Origin of the sequence: Mesotoga prima MesG1.Ag.4.2 (assembly GCF_000147715.2) — a bacterium.
Lineage (GTDB): Bacteria > Thermotogota > Thermotogae > Petrotogales > Kosmotogaceae > Mesotoga > Mesotoga prima.
On record NC_017934.1, the window covers coordinates 2765646 to 2784123 of the forward strand.

General features: G+C 47.0%; 18 protein-coding genes. 10 read left to right on the forward strand and 8 right to left on the reverse strand.

What is annotated here, in order from left to right; all coding sequences use genetic code 11:
• Positions 1-3: 3 nt before the first annotated feature.
• Positions 4-672: a transaldolase family protein gene (locus THEBA_RS12685; RefSeq protein ID WP_014731871.1), complete on the reverse strand. Its 669-nt coding sequence runs from the start codon at positions 670-672 to the stop codon at positions 4-6.
• A 22-nt stretch (positions 673-694) separates the two neighbouring features.
• Positions 695-1393, reverse strand: coding sequence for a deoxyribose-phosphate aldolase (gene deoC / locus THEBA_RS12690; protein ID WP_014731872.1), 699 nt, complete (start codon positions 1391-1393; stop codon positions 695-697).
• 250 nt (positions 1394-1643) lie between these two features.
• Here deoC and THEBA_RS12695 point away from each other — a divergent pair, with 250 nt between their 5' ends.
• From THEBA_RS12695 to THEBA_RS12710, 4 genes are read left to right on the forward strand one after another with little or no spacing between them, the layout of a single operon-like run.
• Positions 1644-2654 (forward strand): LacI family DNA-binding transcriptional regulator, encoded by a 1011-nt coding sequence (locus tag THEBA_RS12695; RefSeq protein WP_014731873.1) that lies wholly within the window; start codon positions 1644-1646, stop codon positions 2652-2654.
• A gap of 26 nt (positions 2655-2680) precedes the next feature.
• Positions 2681-3745, forward strand: a complete 1065-nt coding sequence (locus THEBA_RS12700; RefSeq protein ID WP_236609166.1) for an SIS domain-containing protein — start codon at positions 2681-2683, stop codon at positions 3743-3745.
• Between the two features lie 30 nt (positions 3746-3775).
• Positions 3776-4885 (forward strand): N-acetylglucosamine-6-phosphate deacetylase, encoded by a 1110-nt coding sequence (gene nagA, locus THEBA_RS12705; RefSeq protein ID WP_014731875.1) that lies wholly within the window; start codon positions 3776-3778, stop codon positions 4883-4885.
• Between the two features lie 34 nt (positions 4886-4919).
• Positions 4920-5978: a GAF domain-containing protein gene (locus THEBA_RS12710; protein WP_014731876.1), complete on the forward strand. Its 1059-nt coding sequence runs from the start codon at positions 4920-4922 to the stop codon at positions 5976-5978.
• Between the two features lie 481 nt (positions 5979-6459).
• Here THEBA_RS12710 and ltrA read toward each other — a convergent pair whose 3' ends face one another.
• Together ltrA and THEBA_RS14760 are read right to left on the reverse strand one after the other, a co-directional pair.
• Complete coding sequence (gene ltrA, locus THEBA_RS12720) at positions 6460-7695, reverse strand: group II intron reverse transcriptase/maturase (protein ID WP_014731877.1); 1236 nt, start codon at positions 7693-7695, stop codon at positions 6460-6462.
• A 544-nt stretch (positions 7696-8239) separates the two neighbouring features.
• Positions 8240-8443 carry a hydrolase-like protein gene (locus tag THEBA_RS14760; protein ID WP_236609167.1) on the reverse strand — a complete coding sequence of 68 codons (204 nt, stop codon included), beginning with the start codon at positions 8441-8443 and terminating at the stop codon, positions 8240-8242.
• Positions 8444-8535: 92 nt separating this feature from the next.
• Here THEBA_RS14760 and THEBA_RS12735 point away from each other — a divergent pair, with 92 nt between their 5' ends.
• The 6 genes from THEBA_RS12735 (at position 8536) to THEBA_RS12760 (ending at position 14831) form a co-directional block, all read left to right on the forward strand.
• Positions 8536-9873 (forward strand): MATE family efflux transporter, encoded by a 1338-nt coding sequence (locus tag THEBA_RS12735; RefSeq protein ID WP_014731878.1) that lies wholly within the window; start codon positions 8536-8538, stop codon positions 9871-9873.
• A gap of 299 nt (positions 9874-10172) precedes the next feature.
• Positions 10173-11276, forward strand: a complete 1104-nt coding sequence (locus THEBA_RS12740; RefSeq protein WP_014731879.1) for an ABC transporter substrate-binding protein — start codon at positions 10173-10175, stop codon at positions 11274-11276.
• Between the two features lie 65 nt (positions 11277-11341).
• Positions 11342-12283, forward strand: a complete 942-nt coding sequence (locus THEBA_RS12745; RefSeq protein WP_006489487.1) for a branched-chain amino acid ABC transporter permease — start codon at positions 11342-11344, stop codon at positions 12281-12283.
• A gap of 4 nt (positions 12284-12287) precedes the next feature.
• The gene (locus THEBA_RS12750) at positions 12288-13334 is read left to right on the forward strand and encodes a branched-chain amino acid ABC transporter permease (protein WP_236609168.1); all 1047 of its coding nucleotides are present in this window, start codon (positions 12288-12290) and stop codon (positions 13332-13334) included.
• Positions 13331-14125 carry an ABC transporter ATP-binding protein gene (locus THEBA_RS12755; protein WP_006489483.1) on the forward strand — a complete coding sequence of 265 codons (795 nt, stop codon included), beginning with the start codon at positions 13331-13333 and terminating at the stop codon, positions 14123-14125. Before THEBA_RS12750 ends, THEBA_RS12755 begins: the two co-directional genes overlap by 4 nt.
• Complete coding sequence (locus THEBA_RS12760; protein WP_006489481.1) at positions 14115-14831, forward strand: ABC transporter ATP-binding protein; 717 nt, start codon at positions 14115-14117, stop codon at positions 14829-14831. Before THEBA_RS12755 ends, THEBA_RS12760 begins: the two co-directional genes overlap by 11 nt.
• Positions 14832-14842: 11 nt before the next feature.
• On the opposite strand, the gene THEBA_RS12765 is transcribed toward THEBA_RS12760, so the two are convergent.
• The 4 genes from THEBA_RS12765 to THEBA_RS12780 form a co-directional block, all read right to left on the reverse strand.
• Positions 14843-15472 carry a glycerol-3-phosphate acyltransferase gene (locus THEBA_RS12765; RefSeq protein WP_014731880.1) on the reverse strand — a complete coding sequence of 210 codons (630 nt, stop codon included), beginning with the start codon at positions 15470-15472 and terminating at the stop codon, positions 14843-14845.
• A 7-nt stretch (positions 15473-15479) separates the two neighbouring features.
• Positions 15480-16253: a DUF1295 domain-containing protein gene (locus tag THEBA_RS12770; RefSeq protein WP_014731881.1), complete on the reverse strand. Its 774-nt coding sequence runs from the start codon at positions 16251-16253 to the stop codon at positions 15480-15482.
• 9 nt (positions 16254-16262) lie between these two features.
• Complete coding sequence (locus tag THEBA_RS12775; RefSeq protein ID WP_014731882.1) at positions 16263-18080, reverse strand: DAK2 domain-containing protein; 1818 nt, start codon at positions 18078-18080, stop codon at positions 16263-16265.
• A gap of 131 nt (positions 18081-18211) precedes the next feature.
• Complete coding sequence (locus tag THEBA_RS12780; protein ID WP_006489472.1) at positions 18212-18412, reverse strand: cold-shock protein; 201 nt, start codon at positions 18410-18412, stop codon at positions 18212-18214.
• Between the last annotated feature and the right edge of the window lie 66 nt (positions 18413-18478).

Genomic DNA, 18478 nt, shown 5'->3' on the forward strand with positions numbered 1-18478 from the left:
ATCTCATGATTTCAGAGGGACCCATTCACGGTCTTCAATAGAATCCCAATCGGCCTCGAAATTGTCGATCGCCTTCAATGTGCCGCTGTGTGAGAAGAACTCGTTGTACATACCTACAGGAAGCGACATTCCGTAAATAGGTAGCTCGGCCATCTTGGAGATCTGTGTCAGGGTCTTGAAGCTTGCGGCAATCAACTTCGTCTCGTAGTCGCCGTTGGACAAGACTTTCTGCATACTACCGACAACAGAGAGATCTATTCCCAGGTTTTCGATCCTGTTCGCATATGGCGCCACATAGTCGGCGCCTGCTTCTGCAGACATCAGCACTTGAGGAACGGAGAAAACACCGGTAATCAAAGTATTTATATTCATCTTCTTGAATTCTCTCAAGACCCTTATGCCCGTTCGCGAGAAGGGGATCTTGAGAATTATCCTTTCGGGGTCTAGCCCGAAGAGTTCCTGTCCCTCCTTTAGCACTTCATCGTGACCTCTAGAGGCACACTGGACAAAAAGAGAGCCAGTGAACCTATTCAACATATCCTTTATGACTTCGAGCGGTTTTCTTCCCGTTCTCTTCAAAATACTTGGATTAGTGCTTATCCCGGAAAAGAACCCTAAATCGAACAACTCACTTATTGCCTGGACGTTTCCATCATCTATAAACAGTCTCATTTATGCCTCCATTATTATTTTTTCATGCAAGATCGGTTCTCCCAGGGTATTTTTCGGTAAATTCCCTGTATATTGCTACCGCATTGCTGGAACCGAAGATATCCGCTCCCGCAGCGATGAAATCCTCAACTTGAGAGAGAGATTTCACACCCCCTGATACCTTTATTCCTTTCTCATCTCCCACGACTCTCTTGATAATCCTGACGTCCTCTAATGTAGTGGGTCTCGAACCGTATCCCGTACCGGTCTTTACGAAATCGACGTGAGGTAGCTTCATCAGAATAGAGCAAGCCTTTTCAATTTCGACTGTATCGAGATAAGATACTTCGATAATTACCTTGCAGGTGACATCCTTCAGGAGACCGGAAAGATAAGAGACCTCCCTTTCAAAGTAATCCCAGTCTCCGGACTTCATAGCGGAGATGTTGGCTGTTATGTCTATGTCTCTCACTTCGGGGCCGAGCCGAAGCGACTCTCTGATCATATAAGCCTTAGTTTCCGTTGTCTCGAACCCGAAGGGAAAACCCGAACCGCAGGCCGCCGAAATATCCGTACCTCTGACCTTCTTAACCACTCTGTCCATCAAATACCACGGAACAACAATCGCTCTAAAATCACAAGATACGCTATCGTCTATAAAGACTTCTGACTCTTTTATTGTAGCGGTCGCTTTCAGAAGCGTACTGTCGAACCTTTTAGAGAATTTGTCAATCCTTTCCAAAGAGGCACCTCCGTAAGCAAAATTAACGAGAGAATCGAACAAAGCCACCAAAAAATATGATAGCGGTATCATAGTTATCTTGAGTCAATTATATAACAAAAAACTGAGAGAAATTAAATACCCATCCATGAACTAACTTAAAACGAGAAAAAAACTTGACATGATATCTGATTTTGGGATAGAATGAATTAATATATGATAGCGGTATCATAATGAATCATGTATCTGGATTTTGAGCAGGTGATGAGTTATGGCAACAACGCTGGACGACATTGCAAAAGAGACGGGCCTCTCGAGGGCAACGGTAGCGAGGGCGATCGGGAAATATGGATACGTCAGCAAGAAGGCGAGAGAAAAGGTCATAGCGGCTGCAAAGAAACTTAACTACAAGCCAAACTACATTGCCAAGAGCATGGCTACCGGTGAGACGAAGAATATCGGATTGATCGTGGGCGATATTCAGAATCCCTTTTTCTCCACGATAGCGAGAGCGATAAGCGATGTCATTGTTCCCGAAGGGTACAGTTTGATTGTCACAAGTACCGACGAAAAAGTGGAGGTCGAGAAGACATCTATAGATCGATTTTTTCAGAAGCAGGTAGATGGCTTGATTCTCGCTCCTGTTTCGCGTAGCAATTCCGATCATTTGAAGGATCTTGTGAAGTCCGAGATACCCATAGTGCTGATTGACAGAATCATTGAAGGCCTTGATGTTGACATGATTGTAAGCGATGACCTCGGTGGAGGTTTTGAGGCAGCTCAATATCTTTTGGAGCTTGGTCACAGGAGAATCGGTTTCCTTTCGGATACGCTCGACATAAGTACAAACTACGATCGGATTGCTGGATACAGGGAAGCGCTTTCAAAGTATGGCATAGAAGAAAAACAGTCGTGGGTCAAGCTTGGCGGCTTTACGATTGAGGGAGCTTACAAAAGCGGCGTCTCTCTCCTGGGTCAGAACAAAGATATTACAGCGGTAATAGCAACAAACAATTATATGGCGGCGGGACTCCTTCTTGCTGCGAAGGACATGGGAATTGTGGTTCCGCGAGATATATCGGTCATTAGCTTCGATGATATTGTTTGGTTTGATCTATGTAATCCTCCAATAACATCTGTGGCTCAGGATACGAGAGAGATTGGCAGTATGGCCGCGAAAAGGATACTGATGAATATCAGAGGTCAGAGATATGAAAAGGGACTTACCAGACTGCCTACACGACTCATCATAAGGGAATCATGTACCTCACCAAGAGACTAACTAAACTTCTTGATAGATATTCGGAGGTGTTTGGATTGACAATTCAAGATTTTTTGAATAATGCAAAACAAAGCGTACTCTTTACTGCCCCTTCTCTTGAGAAGGATCTTTCTGCCTTCCTTGAAGAGCATACAGAAAGGATCAAGAATCTTGCGAAGACTGCTTTAGATAAAGGCTATAAGCAGATTTACTGGGTGGGTAGCGGGAACTCCTGGTGTAATCTCTATTCAGGTGATTATATACTCAAGAAGATGACCGATCTTCCCTCTGATTACTACAAGAGCTATGATTTCATATGGACTAATCCTTCAAGACTTGACAAGGATGCGCTGGTAATACTTGCCTCCTTCTCTGGAAATACCGAAGATACTGCGGCAGCACTTAGATTTGCGAACGGAAAGGGAGCGACAACGATTTCATTTACAAGCAAACCCGACAGCATTCTGGCAAGGGAAGCCGACGAATCGATAGTCTACGATTCTAATGGACTGTTTATACTTCCACTCGCCGGAGCCTTCATATTCAGTCTTGAAATAGCCAGGCTAAAAGGGAGAGACGTTTCGAAGTTATACGAACAGATAGAGATAATGCCTGAGCTACTGGGCAGAATATACAAGGAAGAGGAATCAAGAGCTTACAGACTGGCCAGGAAGTATCAGGAGAGTGATCTCTTTTACGTGTTAGCAAGCGGAGCGGCCTACGCCATAGGCTATAAGTTCGGACTGACTGTCTTCATGGAAAACATGAGAGTCAACGCTTCATTCATTGAAACGTCGGAGTTCAGACATGGCCCTGCGGAAATGCTTGACGGTCACAAGCCACTGATGGTCTTCCTTGTGGGGAGCGACGAGTCGAGAGATATGAGCGAACGGGTTATAAAAATCGCTGAGTCTAACGGCGCGGAGCTAATACGCTTTGATGTGAAGGATTATGGAGACTTCGACCCACTCTTCGCCCCGTTCCTTCTGATGATCCCTCTCCAGTGGTTCGCAGTATATTCGGCCTACTACAGAGGCATCTTCGATCTCGATGAGAGAGTTCTTATGGGAAGAGGAAAGATGTCGACGGGTAATCAAATAACCTGGCCATGATTTTTTCATAGCAGGGAGGATGGAAGAAAGATGAGATTCGAGAACGTATTGGTTGTTGATCCTATCGATGGAGAGTTTGTGGGAAGTGTAGAAATTCAAGAAAACGTAATCTCTGAAATTAAGCGAGTTCAAGGGACTCAAGAATTCGAGAGAATACTGATGCCGGGATTTGTCGATCCCCATACTCATGGTTCTGTGGGTGTGGACACTCTTTCCATGAGTCAAAAAGATCTCGAAAAGTGGGAGAACTTCCTTTATTCTCAGGGAGTGACTTATTTCCTGCCCACTACTATGTCATCGACTCCTTCGGCAATCCTTTCTGCTGCTAGAGTAGTAAGAGATTACATAAAGAATAACAGTATGACTTCAGTTGGGGGCATTCACTATGAAGGCCCCTACCTGAGTCTGAAAAGAAAGGGAGCTCAGAATCCAGAACTCATTCGAAGCATAGACCTGAAGGAAATTGAGGAGACGCTAATCGAATCGGTGAAGCTCATTACTATGGCTCCGGAGCTCGAGGGATTCTCACACGCGCAAGAAATGATACAGAAGCGCGGTATAACTCTTTCGTTGGGACATACCGATGCAACTTACGAAGACATGGAGAGAGCATATAACCAAGGCTGCGATAGAATAACCCACTTTCCAAACGGGATGAACACTCTTCATCATAGGGAACTGGGCTGCGTTGGAGCTGTTCTTTCGCTGCCTTTTTCGGTAGAGATGATAATGGATGGTATTCACTCTCTGCCGGGTTTTGTGAAGCTTATCTTTGGAATAAAAGGCGCAGAAAAGATTATGATAGTTACAGATACTATCGATGCGACAGCCATGCCCGATGGAGAGTATGAACTGGGCGGACAGAAGGTCATTCTGAAAAATGGAAGACCTACTCTTGAGGACGGAACAATTGCCGCGGCCGTACTCGTCTTCAGCGGAGCTGTAAGAAATTTCAGAGAATTCACTGACTGTACATTGAAGGAACTTGCAATGGTATCATCTCTCAACGCTCTGAATTCAATGGGTATAAAGGATCGCGGAAGAATCTCCAAGGGTTATCGCGCAGATCTGGTATTGCTCGACGAAACGCTTGAAGTTCAAGAAACCATTCTGAACGGGAAGACTGTATTTAAATCCTGAATAGATTCTTATCTATTCAGCTGCGGAGGGTCTTATGGAACCAATAAGAGTGTACATCGTTGACAACGGTACGGCGGAGATCAAGACATTGTCTGAACGTATTTCCAAGTTGAGATGGAATATGCACGTAGAGACGGTTTCAGAGGATCCATTGGTCGGAGAAACCTCATGGTCCAATAAGTTTTATACGCTGAACAAGTATCTCAAGAGAAAGTATGAAGGGTTTGCCAGCCTGATTGACGATATGATCTTCCTTGTGAGCCTCGACGATCCTATGAGGCCCGGCAGGATAGTCGAAGCTAACAACAGTGCAGCCGAAAAACTTGGATACTCCTACGACGAGCTTCTTGAGATGAGTTTCTATTCGGTGGCCGGTGATCTTGATTCTCAGATAAAGAAAATAAGGGCCGATCTTCAGATTAAGGGAATGTGTACAACTGATTCGTTTCTCACTATGAAGAGCGGGGAGAAACTTCAAGTAGAGATTTGCTTGAAGGTGCTTGATCTTCAGAACTCCATAGTCACTATGGTCGTGGCCCGAGACACGAGTGCATACAGGAAGGTGGCCGCAGAACTCCAATGGAGACAGAATTTTGAACGAGTGATTTCAGAGGTTTCCGGAGCGCTAAAAGAGTATGAGAACATAGACGATGCGATAGAAAAGGCGCTTGGGCAACTGGGCGAGCTCACTTCCGCTGACAGATCCAATGTCTTCTTGTTTGACTACAGGACGAATTCGACCAGGAACACCCACGAATGGTGTAAAGAAGGCGTCAAGAGCGCTAAACCCCATCTTCAAAACATGCCGTTCGAGGAGTTCTCCTGGTGGATAAAGGAAATGAAAAAAGGCGGGGTACACTCTTATGTAGTCAGTGAACTCCCAGAGGAGGCAAGCAGAGAAGCCGAAATTCTTGCGCAGCAGGGAGTCGTTTCACTTGTCGTCATTCCGATTTTCTCTCGGCAGATGCCCGTCGGTTTCGTCGGACTGGAAAGGCTTAGTGGCCAATTCGATTGGAGCAGAGCAGACATAGAGCTTCTTGAGGTCTTCGCCGGACTGATATCCGGAGTAATCGAATACTCGAGATTCATGTGAAAAACCTAGAGGTTAGAAAACAGAGGTATGAAGATCAAGAACGTTCTGAAAACTTTACAATCCGTCTGAACTTGCTTCAGCATCTCGATGATCCCAAGAACCACAGTACGATGATGAAAACAGCGTTGCTCGTCAACGGTCCACCGTCCTCCGAGAAGACCAAGCCGTCCTTGGTTCGTCCCAAACCATGAACCCGTCCTTCGGGAAGAACGGTTCTTCGTTCCGACGCTACGCGTCCAGGTTGCTCGTTCTTGGAACAAGATCCCGGATCAAGTTCGGGATGACGGCCTCTCAATAGCACTGAGGTCGTGATGGTTCAACCACTTGTATTCACGAAACACCAGACTCGAGACCCGAGACCCGTTTTGCTGGGCTTTTTTACTCGCATCTCAGAACTTGCAACTGGTGAGTAGCCCAGGGGGATTTCACCCCCAGGCTCTCTCAGAACCGGACTTGAATCTCTCGATTCATCCGGCTCCCATTATCCAGCCGAATAGAATATCCCCATTGTCCAGTGTACAAATAGACGAGGCTCCCTGCGAGCAAGAGTTTCTAGCCATTTACCCGCTTTTGTACGACCTCTCCTTTTCTTGTACTTGTTTCTTACCCACTGAACTAAGGCTTTGTTTAGCCGACTCAGTACTGTATACATCTCAAATCTGCGAAAGTGTCCATAGTAGTTTATCCAACCTCTTATTACCGGGTTGATTCTTTCTGAGAGTTCTTCAATACTCAGGTATGACTTGGTTTGAAGTCTCATTCTCCGGATCTTCTGTCTCATCGCCTTCTTTGCCTGTTCACTCACTGCAGGGGTGAAGCTGTAGAAGATCCTCCCGTTTCTGGCTTTGCAGCTACGGACTCTGAAGGTGTATCCTAGAAAGTCAAAGCTTGTATTTGGATACTCGCCCTTCCTTTTATCGTCTTTGCAGTAGACAATACGGGTCTTCTCTGGATGAAGCTCTAGTTTGCATTCTTCCATTCTTTCTTTGAGACTTTCAAGAAGAAGCCGGGCTTCCTCCAGAGTTCTACAGTGTATCACTCCATCATCTGCGTATCTGGCAAAGGGCTTATCCGGATGAGTTCTCTCCATCCACTTGTCGAAGGCGTAATGCATGAAGAGGTTAGCCAGTACAGGGCTTATTACCCCTCCCTGTGGCGTTCCCTTGCTCCTCTCTTCGACTCTTCCATTCGCTTGCATAAAGGGTGCTTTCAGCCATCTCCCTATGTAGAGTATTAGCCATGGAATCTTCACATGTTTCTTGACTGCCCTCATTAGTAGTTCATGGTCTATGTTGTCGAACAGTCCTTTAATGTCGAATTCCAGTACCCAGTCATACCGCCAGCATCTCTGCCTCGTTACTTCAAGGGCATCTATCGCTGACTTTCCCTCCCTGTATCCGTAGGAGTCCTTATGGAAGTATGGATCTACCAGGGGATTGAGATAGATTTTGGCTACCATCTGGGCTACTCTGTCCCCCACTGTGGGGATTCCCAGTACTCTCTTTCCTCCACTCTTCTTTTCTATCTCTATAGCTTTTACTGGAGGTGGAAAGTAACTGCCCGAGGTCATTCGATTCCAAATCTTGTAGAGATTGTTGTCAAGATCGGCTTCGAACTCTTCCAGGCTTACCTCGTCTATTCCTTCTGCCCCTCTGTTCTCTTTCACTTTCTTGAATGCTTCCAGTACTACTTTCTTGGGGATTTCATACGACCTCATCTTGTCTGCTGGCTCCTTCCTTGTCTCTGTTCACAGTTCCTCCCTTTCGGTTGTCTGCACAGAGTTGGTTGACTAACCTACAAAACTGGATAACACAGTCCCTTCGCTCCACTCCCATTACAGGAGCTTCATCACTACTACGGACTGTTCCGCCCCTGAAATCTGGCATCGGTACTTTCACCCTCGTGGGTTCTTCCACTTGCGGCTTTTCCCTTAACATCCAGATCCAGGTTCCCAAGTTCCTAATCAAAGCCTGTACCAGGGTCACGCCACCTATATGCCGGTCACCATCTGGACAGTAAGCAGGTTTCCTCCAGACTTATCCCGGGATAGTTCCACCCCCCGGTTTAGATGACACTAGTAGTTGTTACGACACGTTCACGGTGGTTCACTTGTATTCGTCTCCTCTGGTACTCACCTGACGGGATCACTGTCCCGCCTTTTCCCGTAACGTTCACTACCATGGCTCTTTACCACAGCAGCTTACGGCGGTTTGAAGCCTCCACCTGCATGGCGGCTTCGAGGGGCCCTCCCTCATCTTCGATTAAGCATGGCTTGAAGTTTCCTTCTTCGCCTTCTTGGCACACTGGAACTTACAACTGATCTCTTGCTCTTTTTCTTTGGTTTTTGCCTCCTGGTGCGTAAGCGCCAGCATCACTTCCCCGGATGCCCCTCCGGGCATCACTTCCTCGCGCCAGCGAGCCTCACTTCCTGCCGGAGGCAGCATCGCTTCTGGTCTTGATGCCACCAACCCCCAGACCACGGACTTTTCTCGCTTCTTATTTCGTAACTGTTGTGTTATAAATGAAATAGTACGTAATCGAAATCATAGGAGTGAAGATGAAACGAGTCAATATTCTGAATGAAAACATGATGAGTGCCCTTTTTAAACTCGCCTGGCCGGCCGTTCTTACCATGCTCTTCCAGACTGTTTACAACATGGTCGACGCATACTGGCTCGGGAAGCTGGGAAAGATTGAGATCTCCGCACCCACAATTGCGTGGCCTGCAATCTTCTTGTTGATCTCTATTGGCGGAGGATTAGCGGTGGCCGGACTTGCGCTAGTCTCTCAAAATCTCGGAGCAGGAAGAAAGGAAGAGGCCACACATGTAGCCGGGCAGGTTATTTCCACAAGCTTCGCCGTCGCTGTTGTTCTCGGTCTTCTCGGTGCGATCTTCTCCGAAGCCGTTTTGAGGCTTCTCAGTATTCCGCCAGAGTTGCTTTCAGTTACCAATATTTATATGAGAACGATCTTTCTGGGAGCTCCATTCACCTTCACGATGTTCACTTTCAACTCACTCTTCACCGCTATTGGTGATACAAAGACACCGATGTACTTGATGGGTTTCTCTGTAACGGTGAATGCACTTATCGATCCTCTCTTAATATTCGGTATAGGCTTTCCCAGACTGGAAGTCTTCGGTGCCGCGCTTGCAACTGTAATATCAAGAGGAGTTGTAGTGATAATCGCGACGGTCATATTATTCAAAGGAAAGAGAGGATTCAAAATCAATTTGAGGGATCTTAGGCCAAAGTGGAAGACTCTTGTCCGCGTCTTGAGAATAGGCCTCCCATCGTCAGCCGGACAGTCGATCACGGCTCTTGCGTTCCTAATAATTACCTCGATGGTTGCCGGGTTCGGTTCAGTTGCAACCGCTGCCCTGGGCGTGGGAAACAGGATTACTTCGCTTGCAACGATGTTTTCTTTCGGCCTTTCCCAGGCAACGTCGTCGATGGTTGGGCAGTATCTAGGTGCTGGAAGAAAGAGTGACGCTTATTCAGTTGTATGGAAGGCGACCGGAATAAACGTGTTGATTGTTGGAGTGATCAGCACCGGCACGTTCTTCTTCGGGAAGGAAGTGACGGCGTTTTTCATCAACGACCCGCTCGTATTGATTGAAGGAGAGAAGTATTTCAGAATAGTCTCCTTTTCGATACCGATCTTCGCAAGTTACAACATCTTCGACATGGCTTTAAGAGGCTCGGGCCATACAGTTCAGTCCATGATTCTCAATATCACTAGACTATGGGGGATACGCCTTCCTCTGATATACTTCTTCGGTATGTCCATGGGAATCACAGGAATTTGGTACGCGATGTTCGTAAGCAATCTGGTGATTTCCTCTGCAGCGGCCATAGTTATTTTCATGAAGCGTTGGCTGAACCCGGTTATTTAGGATAGAACATGTCAAGTCCAATGTGAGGTAATTACTACCGTTTACAGACGATGTCTTCGATATTTTACCTAAATTCTCTTCATTGTTTCACTTCGTAATATTTTCTTATTGTCATTAGTGGTAGTATTCGTACAACATGCAAATGCTCGAATTTCTTCGTTCTGGCTAGTTAAATATACGTTCGGGGGAATAATTAGCTTAGAACACTGATTTCTGTTCTTGCTTGGATTTGAAAGAATGTTCATCAGATTATGGGTTAGTCTCATTCACTTGTAACCACTTCAGGAGGAGGTAGAAGTATGAGAAAACTCTTTGTAATTCTTTTAGTTGTCTTTCTTTCAGTATCAGCACTTGCTTCAATCAAGGTAGGTGCGATTCTTCCGATGACCGGTGGAGTCGCCGCGTTTGGCCAGATGATCTGGCAGGGAGTCGAACTTGCCAACGAGCTTTTCCCGGAGGTTCTTGGGGAGAAAATTGAAATCGTCTTACTCGACAACAACTCCGACAAGGTTCAGGCCGTTAACACCGCCCGTCGTGCGATCGAGCAGGAAGGGGTTGTTGCTATCATCGGGCAGGTAATAAGCTCAAACACGATTGCCGGAGGAACGGTTGCAGAAGAAAACGGCGTTGCAATGGTTTCTCCCAGCTCAACTAATCCCCTCGTAACTCAGGACAAGAAGTATGTTTCCCGTGTCTGTTTCAGCGATCCCTTCCAGGGGGTTGCGGCAGCGATGCTTGCATTCAATAACATGGGTGCGGAAAACGTTGCTGTCTTCGTAGACGTTGAGCAGGATTATGCCGTCGGATTTGCAAATTACTTCAAGGAAACGGCTAACGAGCTTGGTGGAAGCGTATTCTACGAGTACTACAAATCTGGAGACCAGGACTTCACAGCCCAGGTTTCCGATGCCATCTCCAAGGGTGCCGGTGCCTTCTTCATTCCCGGTTACTATCAGGAAATCGCGCTAATAGCCATCCAGGCCAGACAACTTGGTTTCTACGAGCCGATAATAGCAGGTGACGGGGCGGCCGTGCCGGAAACTATTGAAATCGGTGGAGATGCCGTAAACGGACTCTACTTTACAACTCACTACGATGCAGGAAGTCCAGCAATCACAGAGAATGCGAAGCTTTTCGTAGAAGCCTACACCGCCAAGTACGGTGAAGCGCCCGGAACATTCACCGCCCTCGGGTTCGACACATATCTGGTCGTCAGGGACGCAATAGAACGTGCGGGGAGCACAGATAGAGAAGCCATAGCCAAGGCCGTTCGACAGACAAAGGATTTTCCTGCCGTGACGGGAATAATCACTATCGATGAAAACGGTGACGCGATAAAGTCCGTTGCGATTGTAAAGATTGAAAACGGTAAGTTCGTGTACGATACAACTATAAATCCGTAGTAAAGAAGGTGGGGCTAAAAGCCCCACCCTCCCCTTTCTCTTTTCAATCGGCCGGAGGTGTAAGCTTGGATCCTAAGACTCTTCTACAGAACTTTATCAACGGTCTTAGTCTCGGTTCCCTTTATGCCCTGATAGCGATAGGCTATACAATGGTTTACGGGATTTTAAGGCTGATCAATTTTGCTCATGGCGACATCTTCATGATGGCCGTCTATTTTGCTCTGTTCTTTGTGACTCTTGCGCAGCTTCCATGGTATCTTGCGGCCATTCTTGCCGTAGCTTGCGCTGCTCTTCTTGGATTTACGGTTGACAGGATTGCCTACAAACCTATCAGGAATGCTCCTAGAATATCGGCGCTGATAACGGCTATCGGTGTTTCTTTCTTTCTTGAAAGTCTTGCGGTAGTCGTATTCTCCGGTATCCCGAGATCATTCCGTACTATCTTCCCCCAATCTCTCAATGAAATGATTATCATCGGCGGTGAGATGGAGGTCAAATATGGGAGAGAGGTGATAGTCGGCGGGATAAGATTTCCGGTAATCTCTCTCATAACACTTATCGTTGCTGCAATTGCGCTCGTCTTTTTGTGGTGGTTCATCTTCAAAACAAAGGTGGGAATGGCTATGAGGGCCGTTTCCCTGGATATTCAGACAACATCGCTTATGGGAGTCAATGTCGACAGGGTAATCGGAATGACATTTGCACTCGGCTCGGCGCTTGCAGGGATTGGTGGAATACTCTGGGCAATAAGATATCCCCAGGTCTGGCCCTATATGGGATTTATACCCGGAATGAAGGCCTTTGTCGCCGCCGTCTTCGGAGGAATAGGTTCAGTGCCGGGAGCGGTTCTCGGAGGTCTGATACTTGGAATAACCGAAGTCATGATGGTAGGAATAATGCCCGGGGCGGCAGGTTACAGAGATGCCTTCGCCTTCTTCATCCTGATAATCGTCCTTTCAATCAAGCCATCCGGTCTGCTTGGAAGGCCTGAAATAGTAAAGGTGTGATTGAATGAAGAAGCGGACCAAAATGATACTCACTTTGATAGCATTACCCTCCATAGCGCTTCTTCTTTTTCTTTCGCAGGAATTACTGAACAGCTATTATTCGAGAATAATAACGCTTATTGGTATATATGGAATCATGGCGGTAAGCCTTACATTGGTTAATGGAATATCGGGAGTCTTCTCGCTGGGACATGCAGGGTTTATTGCGGTTGGAGCATACACTTCCGCGCTCCTGACTCTGTCGCCGGAGCAAAAGGAAATGACCTTTCTCATTGAGAAACTGGTGTGGCCGCTGAACTCTATTCAGATTCCCTTCTTCTGGGCAACGATAATTGCCGGTCTCGTCGCGGCCGTATTTGCTTTCCTGATTGGCTGGCCGTCGTTGAGGCTTACAGGTGACTACTTTGCAATTGCGACGCTCGGTTTTTCCGAAATAATCAGGATCTTTGCGCTTAATCTCAATTCAATAACAAACGGGGCGCTGGGCCTAAAGGCGCTTCCCGATCACACGAATGTCTGGTGGGCATGGGGCTGGTTGCTTGTTACCGTAGCCACTGTCCTGAGTCTTGCTTACAGTTCCTTCGGAAGGGCCTTGAGGGCTATACGAGAAGACAGAGTCGCGGCTCAAGCGATGGGGATAAATGTCTTCAAGCATCAGTTGACAGCCTTTGTTCTTGGCGGGTTTTTTGCGGGGATTTCCGGGTCTTTGTACGGACACTGGCTCAGCACAATCGATCCTAGAACAAACACGTTTGGCATCCTTCTCACCTTCAACGTTCTGATAATGATAGTTCTCGGCGGGCTGGGAAGCATAACAGGAGCTATAATCGGCGGTGCGCTCTTTGCTTTCCTTAGCGAGTGGCTACGCTTCCTCGAGGGCCCCATGAATATCCTGGGTTTCAAGATTATGGGCATAAGCGGTATGAGAATGCTCGTCTTCTCGGGACTCTTCGTGATAATTATGATCTTCTGGCCGAGGGGACTGATGGGAAGAAGTGAGTTCTCCTGGGATGGACTCGTTTCTGTTTTCAAGAGGAGATACAAGAGATGAGTCTGCTCACACTTGAGAATGTAACAATGAAGTTCGGCGGACTCACCGCAGTGAAGGATGTAACGCTTCGCGTAGAAGAAGGCGAGATCTTTGGTTTGATCGGCCCGAACGGTGCCGGAAAGACAACGATCTTCAATATGATAACGGGACACTACAAACCTACAGATGGTCGTATATTGTTCAGGGAAAATGAGATTACGGCACTCCAACCGGACAAGATAACAAGAACTGGGATTGCAAGGACTTTTCAGAACATCCGTCTGTTCAGAGATCTTACCGTTTTAGAGAACGTAATGGTTTCTCAACACCATACGATTGCAAGCAACGGAAAGGCCGTAAGCTGGTTTTTCAAAAGCGTTACCAGACTGGGTTATTCCGAGAAAGAACGGGAGATGAGAAACAAGGCTCTTGAACTGCTGAGTGTTCTCGGTCTCGAAATGCTGGCGAATGAAAAGTCCAGCGCGTTATCTTATGGTTCGCAAAGGCTACTGGAGATTGCAAGGGCAATGGCGACGGGGGCGACTCTTCTCCTTCTCGACGAACCGGCTGCCGGGATGAATGCCTCTGAAACGGCAGGTCTTGTAGATACTATCAGGAGAATTCGCGATGATTTCGGCCTTACAGTTCTACTCATAGAGCATGATATGAAACTGGTAATGGGGCTTTGTGAAAGGATAATGGTTCTGGATCACGGAAGGACCATCAGTGAAGGGGACCCCGCCTTTGTTCAGAAGGACGTGAGGGTTATCGAAGCCTATCTGGGTAGGGAGTGGGTTACGGTTGGCAAATGAAATTCTCAGCGTTGATGAGCTCCAGGTTTCATACGGTGTCATCAAGGCAGTAAAAGGCATAACGCTCTCCGTTGAGGAGGGCAGTATTGTAACTATAATAGGCTCTAATGGCGCCGGGAAGAGCACCACGCTTGGTGCCGTAAGCGGACTGATAAGGCCCTCCGGTGGAAAAGTCTCTTTCAGAGGGAACAATATCAACAGGCTGGGAGCCGCCAGAACGGCAAAGCTTGGGATTTCTCTCGTACCTGAAGGAAGGAGGATATTCTCAAATCTCACGGTTAGAGAGAATCTTCTTATGGGAGCATACAACAGGAAGGACAAAGAAGAGATAGAAGGCAACTTCGAGGCGGTCTTCTCGCTTTTCCCTGTTCTAAAAGAGAGATTGAAACAGTCCGGAGGAACGCTTTCCGGTGGAGAACAGCAGATGCTGGCTATAGGTAGAAGCCTTATGGCGAATCCCGATCTAATAATGATGGATGAACCTTCGCTCGGTCTAGCACCCATTGTCGTTGAAGAGGTTTTTCAGGCAATCCAGACACTCAATTCGCGGGGAGTTACCATACTGCTTGTCGAACAGAATGCGGCCAAGGCCCTTGAAATATCGAAATATGCTTATGTGCTGGAAACAGGAAAGATTACACTTCAAGGTTCAGCAAAGGAACTACTTGAAAGTGAAGAGGTTAGAAAAGTGTACCTGGGAATTTGAGAGAATCACCCTTAGGCCCCTTTTTGCGGGGCCCTTTTCTTTTTTCTTATGTGCGCCCGCAGCCCCGGTTCTTCTCCCCGCAAAATTCTCTGAATATTCTCGAGATTTCTAGCTATCATGATTACTGCAATGGGTATCAAAAGAAGAGATATTCCCCATCTGTACCCAAAGATTCTGAAAAGGAAGATCATTACTGAAGAGACTGCAATAATGCCCGGAGCCGCGTAGTCCGTAATCGCGATAAAAGCGAGAAGTATGACCATACAGATCAGGGCGACCTGGTAATCAAGACCTATAAGGCCACCGGCCAGTGTTGCGGTTCCCTTCCCACCCTTGAACCTCAGAAAGACGGGATACATATGACCGATCGCGGCAAAACTGGCCGCAATGAAAAGCATCTGATAGGTCCAGTGAGGGGAGACGCCCTTAATAATCAAGATCGTTCCCAGGCCCTTCATGAAGTCGATAGCTCCAGTGAGGATTCCAATCTTCCAGCCCTTTACGGCAACCATGTTGGAAGCTCCCATATTACCGGTGCCCTGTTTTCTTATGTCGAATCCATAGAGACTCTTCCCGATGAGAAATGCTGTGGGAATGGATCCAATCAGATAGGCCAAGAGCGCGGAGAACAAGATTTCCATTTCTACGTCACGACTTCTTTCTAGGGAACCAGGGGACAAATGCGTTTGTTTCTTTCATGTACTCCCTGAATGCCGGGTACTGCTTGTATTTCCGTTCCAGATAGGGCACTCCAGAAACGAATCTCAACAATATGGTTATTGTTATCGGGCTTATGATTGCCCATATTCCCCCTTCAATTGAAAGGGCAATGACGAATATACCCCACCACTGAACGGCCTCGCCGAAATAATTGGGGTGGCGAGAGTATCTCCACAAACCCTTTGTCATTATCTCTCCGGGTTTCTTAGTCTTCACGAAATCCCTCAACTGCTTATCTGCTATTGCTTCGATGGAAAAGCCGCAGACCCAAATAAGAATTCCGAGAACGTCCAAAAATCCAAATGACCTTCCCGAATGGCTATTAATTAGCATTACTGAGTAAGAGATAATCACCATAAAAAGGCCCTGCAACATATAGATCTGCAGGAAGGATCTTATCAATACCTTCTCTCCCCACTTCTCTCTCATCTGAACGTAACGGAAATCCTCACCACGCCCCCAGTTTCTTTTGAAAATATGTGTGGTCAATCTGATTCCCCAAAACGCAATCAAGACAGTCGTGATTACCTGCCTTGCATTGAACTCTCCATACACGAAGAGCGTGAACAAAGCAACAACAACGAATCCAGCGCCCCAGCCTATATCGACAACGGAATTGTCTTTCTTTAAAGTGCCGATAGCAAAGAACAGAGACATGTAAGCAAGGACCACTAAAGAACTGGAAAGAATCACATAAGTCATCTCTTCACCTCACTTGATATTGACATCGGGAGACCAGGTGTCTCTTTCGCAAAGCACGGAAACGCTTACAGCACCGACCCCCGCGCTAATACCAACAACAGGGGAGACTTCCATAATGTACTCGGGCTTCTTTCCAAGCAGTTTCATGAGGCTTTCCTCGTACGCTTTTGCGGTCTTGTGGGCATGAGCGTGAGTAATATTGTAAGATACAACGCTGCACTTTCTGTTCAGCTCTTCCACGAAACCAAGTATCTTTTTCATGTTGCCTAACTTGCTGAAGGCCTTTCCGTAGAGTTTCGAATTTCCTTCCTTGTCTACCGATACAATCGGCTTAAGATTCATTGCCTTACCGACCAGCCCTAGAACTGGACTTACCCTTCCACCTTTCACCATGTACTTCAAAGTGTTGACACTCACGAAGATCCTTGTGTTTTTAGACAGGGACTCGATTGTTTTTGCGATCTCATCGTGGCTACGACCTTCCTCTATCATTCTGGCGGCCGTGAGCGCGAGCAGACCAATGGACCCCGAAACATGCCGGGAGTTTATTACGCTGATCTTTTTGTCCTTCATGCGTTCTGCGGCTTTGGTGCTGGCGTTCCATGTACCGCTTAGTTTGTCCGAGACGTGGATAGCTATAATAGAATCATAATGGGTTCCAAGAAAGTGGTACAAATTCTGGAAAGTGTTCAATCCCGGTTGAGCCGAAACCGGATAGTCCTCCGTCGTGTCGAGAAGCGTGTAGAACTGATCTGCCTTCAACGTTATTTTGTCTAGATACTGACTCTTGCCGAAGTTGAGATACAATGGCACCATCTGAATCTGGTAGTAGTCAATTACCTCCTTCGGTAAATCGCAAACGGAGTCAACAACAAGTGCGATCGGATACTTCCTCTTCTGACTCACCCTGTACTGCATCTCCATGTCATCGACTTTCTGCTGAGTAACTGTGCCGAAGTCCTTCAGCTTGAAGAAGAGCTCTGCCGGTTCATTAGTATGAACGTGGATTCTTGCCTTAGTGTCCGTTCCCGCTACCAGGGCGGAATCTCCGAACTGACTGATGATCGACTTTATTCCATTGACGTCCAGTCGAGAACCTTCGATTATCGCCTCGGTGCAGTATCTGTTCTTGATGTTGCCTTCATCTATATGGACGTGTTTTTTCAATTCGATATCGGGGATGATCTCGTCTTCAAGATTGACGCCTCTTCCGCTCAGAAAAGTCTTTATACCTTCGATGAAGGCTACGAAGCCCTTCGCTCCGGCGTCGACTACGCCGGCCTTCTTCAGCACGGCCAGCTTCTCCGGTGTTTCTTCGAGAGACTTGAGCGCTACTTCGTTCGACCGTTCGACCATCTCGAAAAACGATCTTTCCGAGTCTTCTATGGCGATCAAAGCCTCGGCCCAATCCTTCATCACGGTCAGCATCGTCCCCTCGACGGGGGTTACCATAGCATCATAGGCATATGAAATCGCTTCATGTGCTGCCTTTGCGAAGGTCTTTCTATCGATACTGTCTCTGTCTCCAATGATGGTACTCAGTCCGTGCATATACTGGGCGAATATCGCTCCAGAGTTTCCACGAGCTCCCATGAGTGCGGCATCGGCTATCGATCGCGTTGTCTTGCCAATCGAATGAGAGACATCTGTCAGCTCAAGAATAGACCGCATCGTAGAGGCGAGATTCGTTCCGGTGTCGCCGTCGGGAACAGGAAAGACGTTTATCCTGTTCAGGTCGTTCTGCTCTCTTATTACGGCAGTGGCACCAGAAGAAAAGGCATTGAAGAACATCGTTCCGTCAAGCAGATTCAAAAATTTGGAGCTCATCGTTACCTCCCACTAATTAGTTCGATTATTGATATGTTAGCACAATGACCGGGGATTAGTCAGATGGTCACGATACATAAAAAAATCGCCCGCTGAAAGCGGGCGATCGGGTTCCTTATATGGACAATCGATTACTTCGCAATTCTAACTTTTGCTGCCTGAGGACCCTTTGGACCGTCTTCGACTTCGAATTCGACTCTCTGTCCTTCGTCAAGGGTCTTGAAACCGTCCATCTCAATAGCTGAGAAGTGAACGAAAACGTCCCCACCGTCATCCTTAGTAATGAATCCATAACCTTTTGTTCCGTTGAACCACTTTACTGTTCCTGTCATACTTAAATGTTCCTCCTTAAAACTACCTTGCACCACTTGCAAAGCGATAGTGTCCTTTGGACAGAA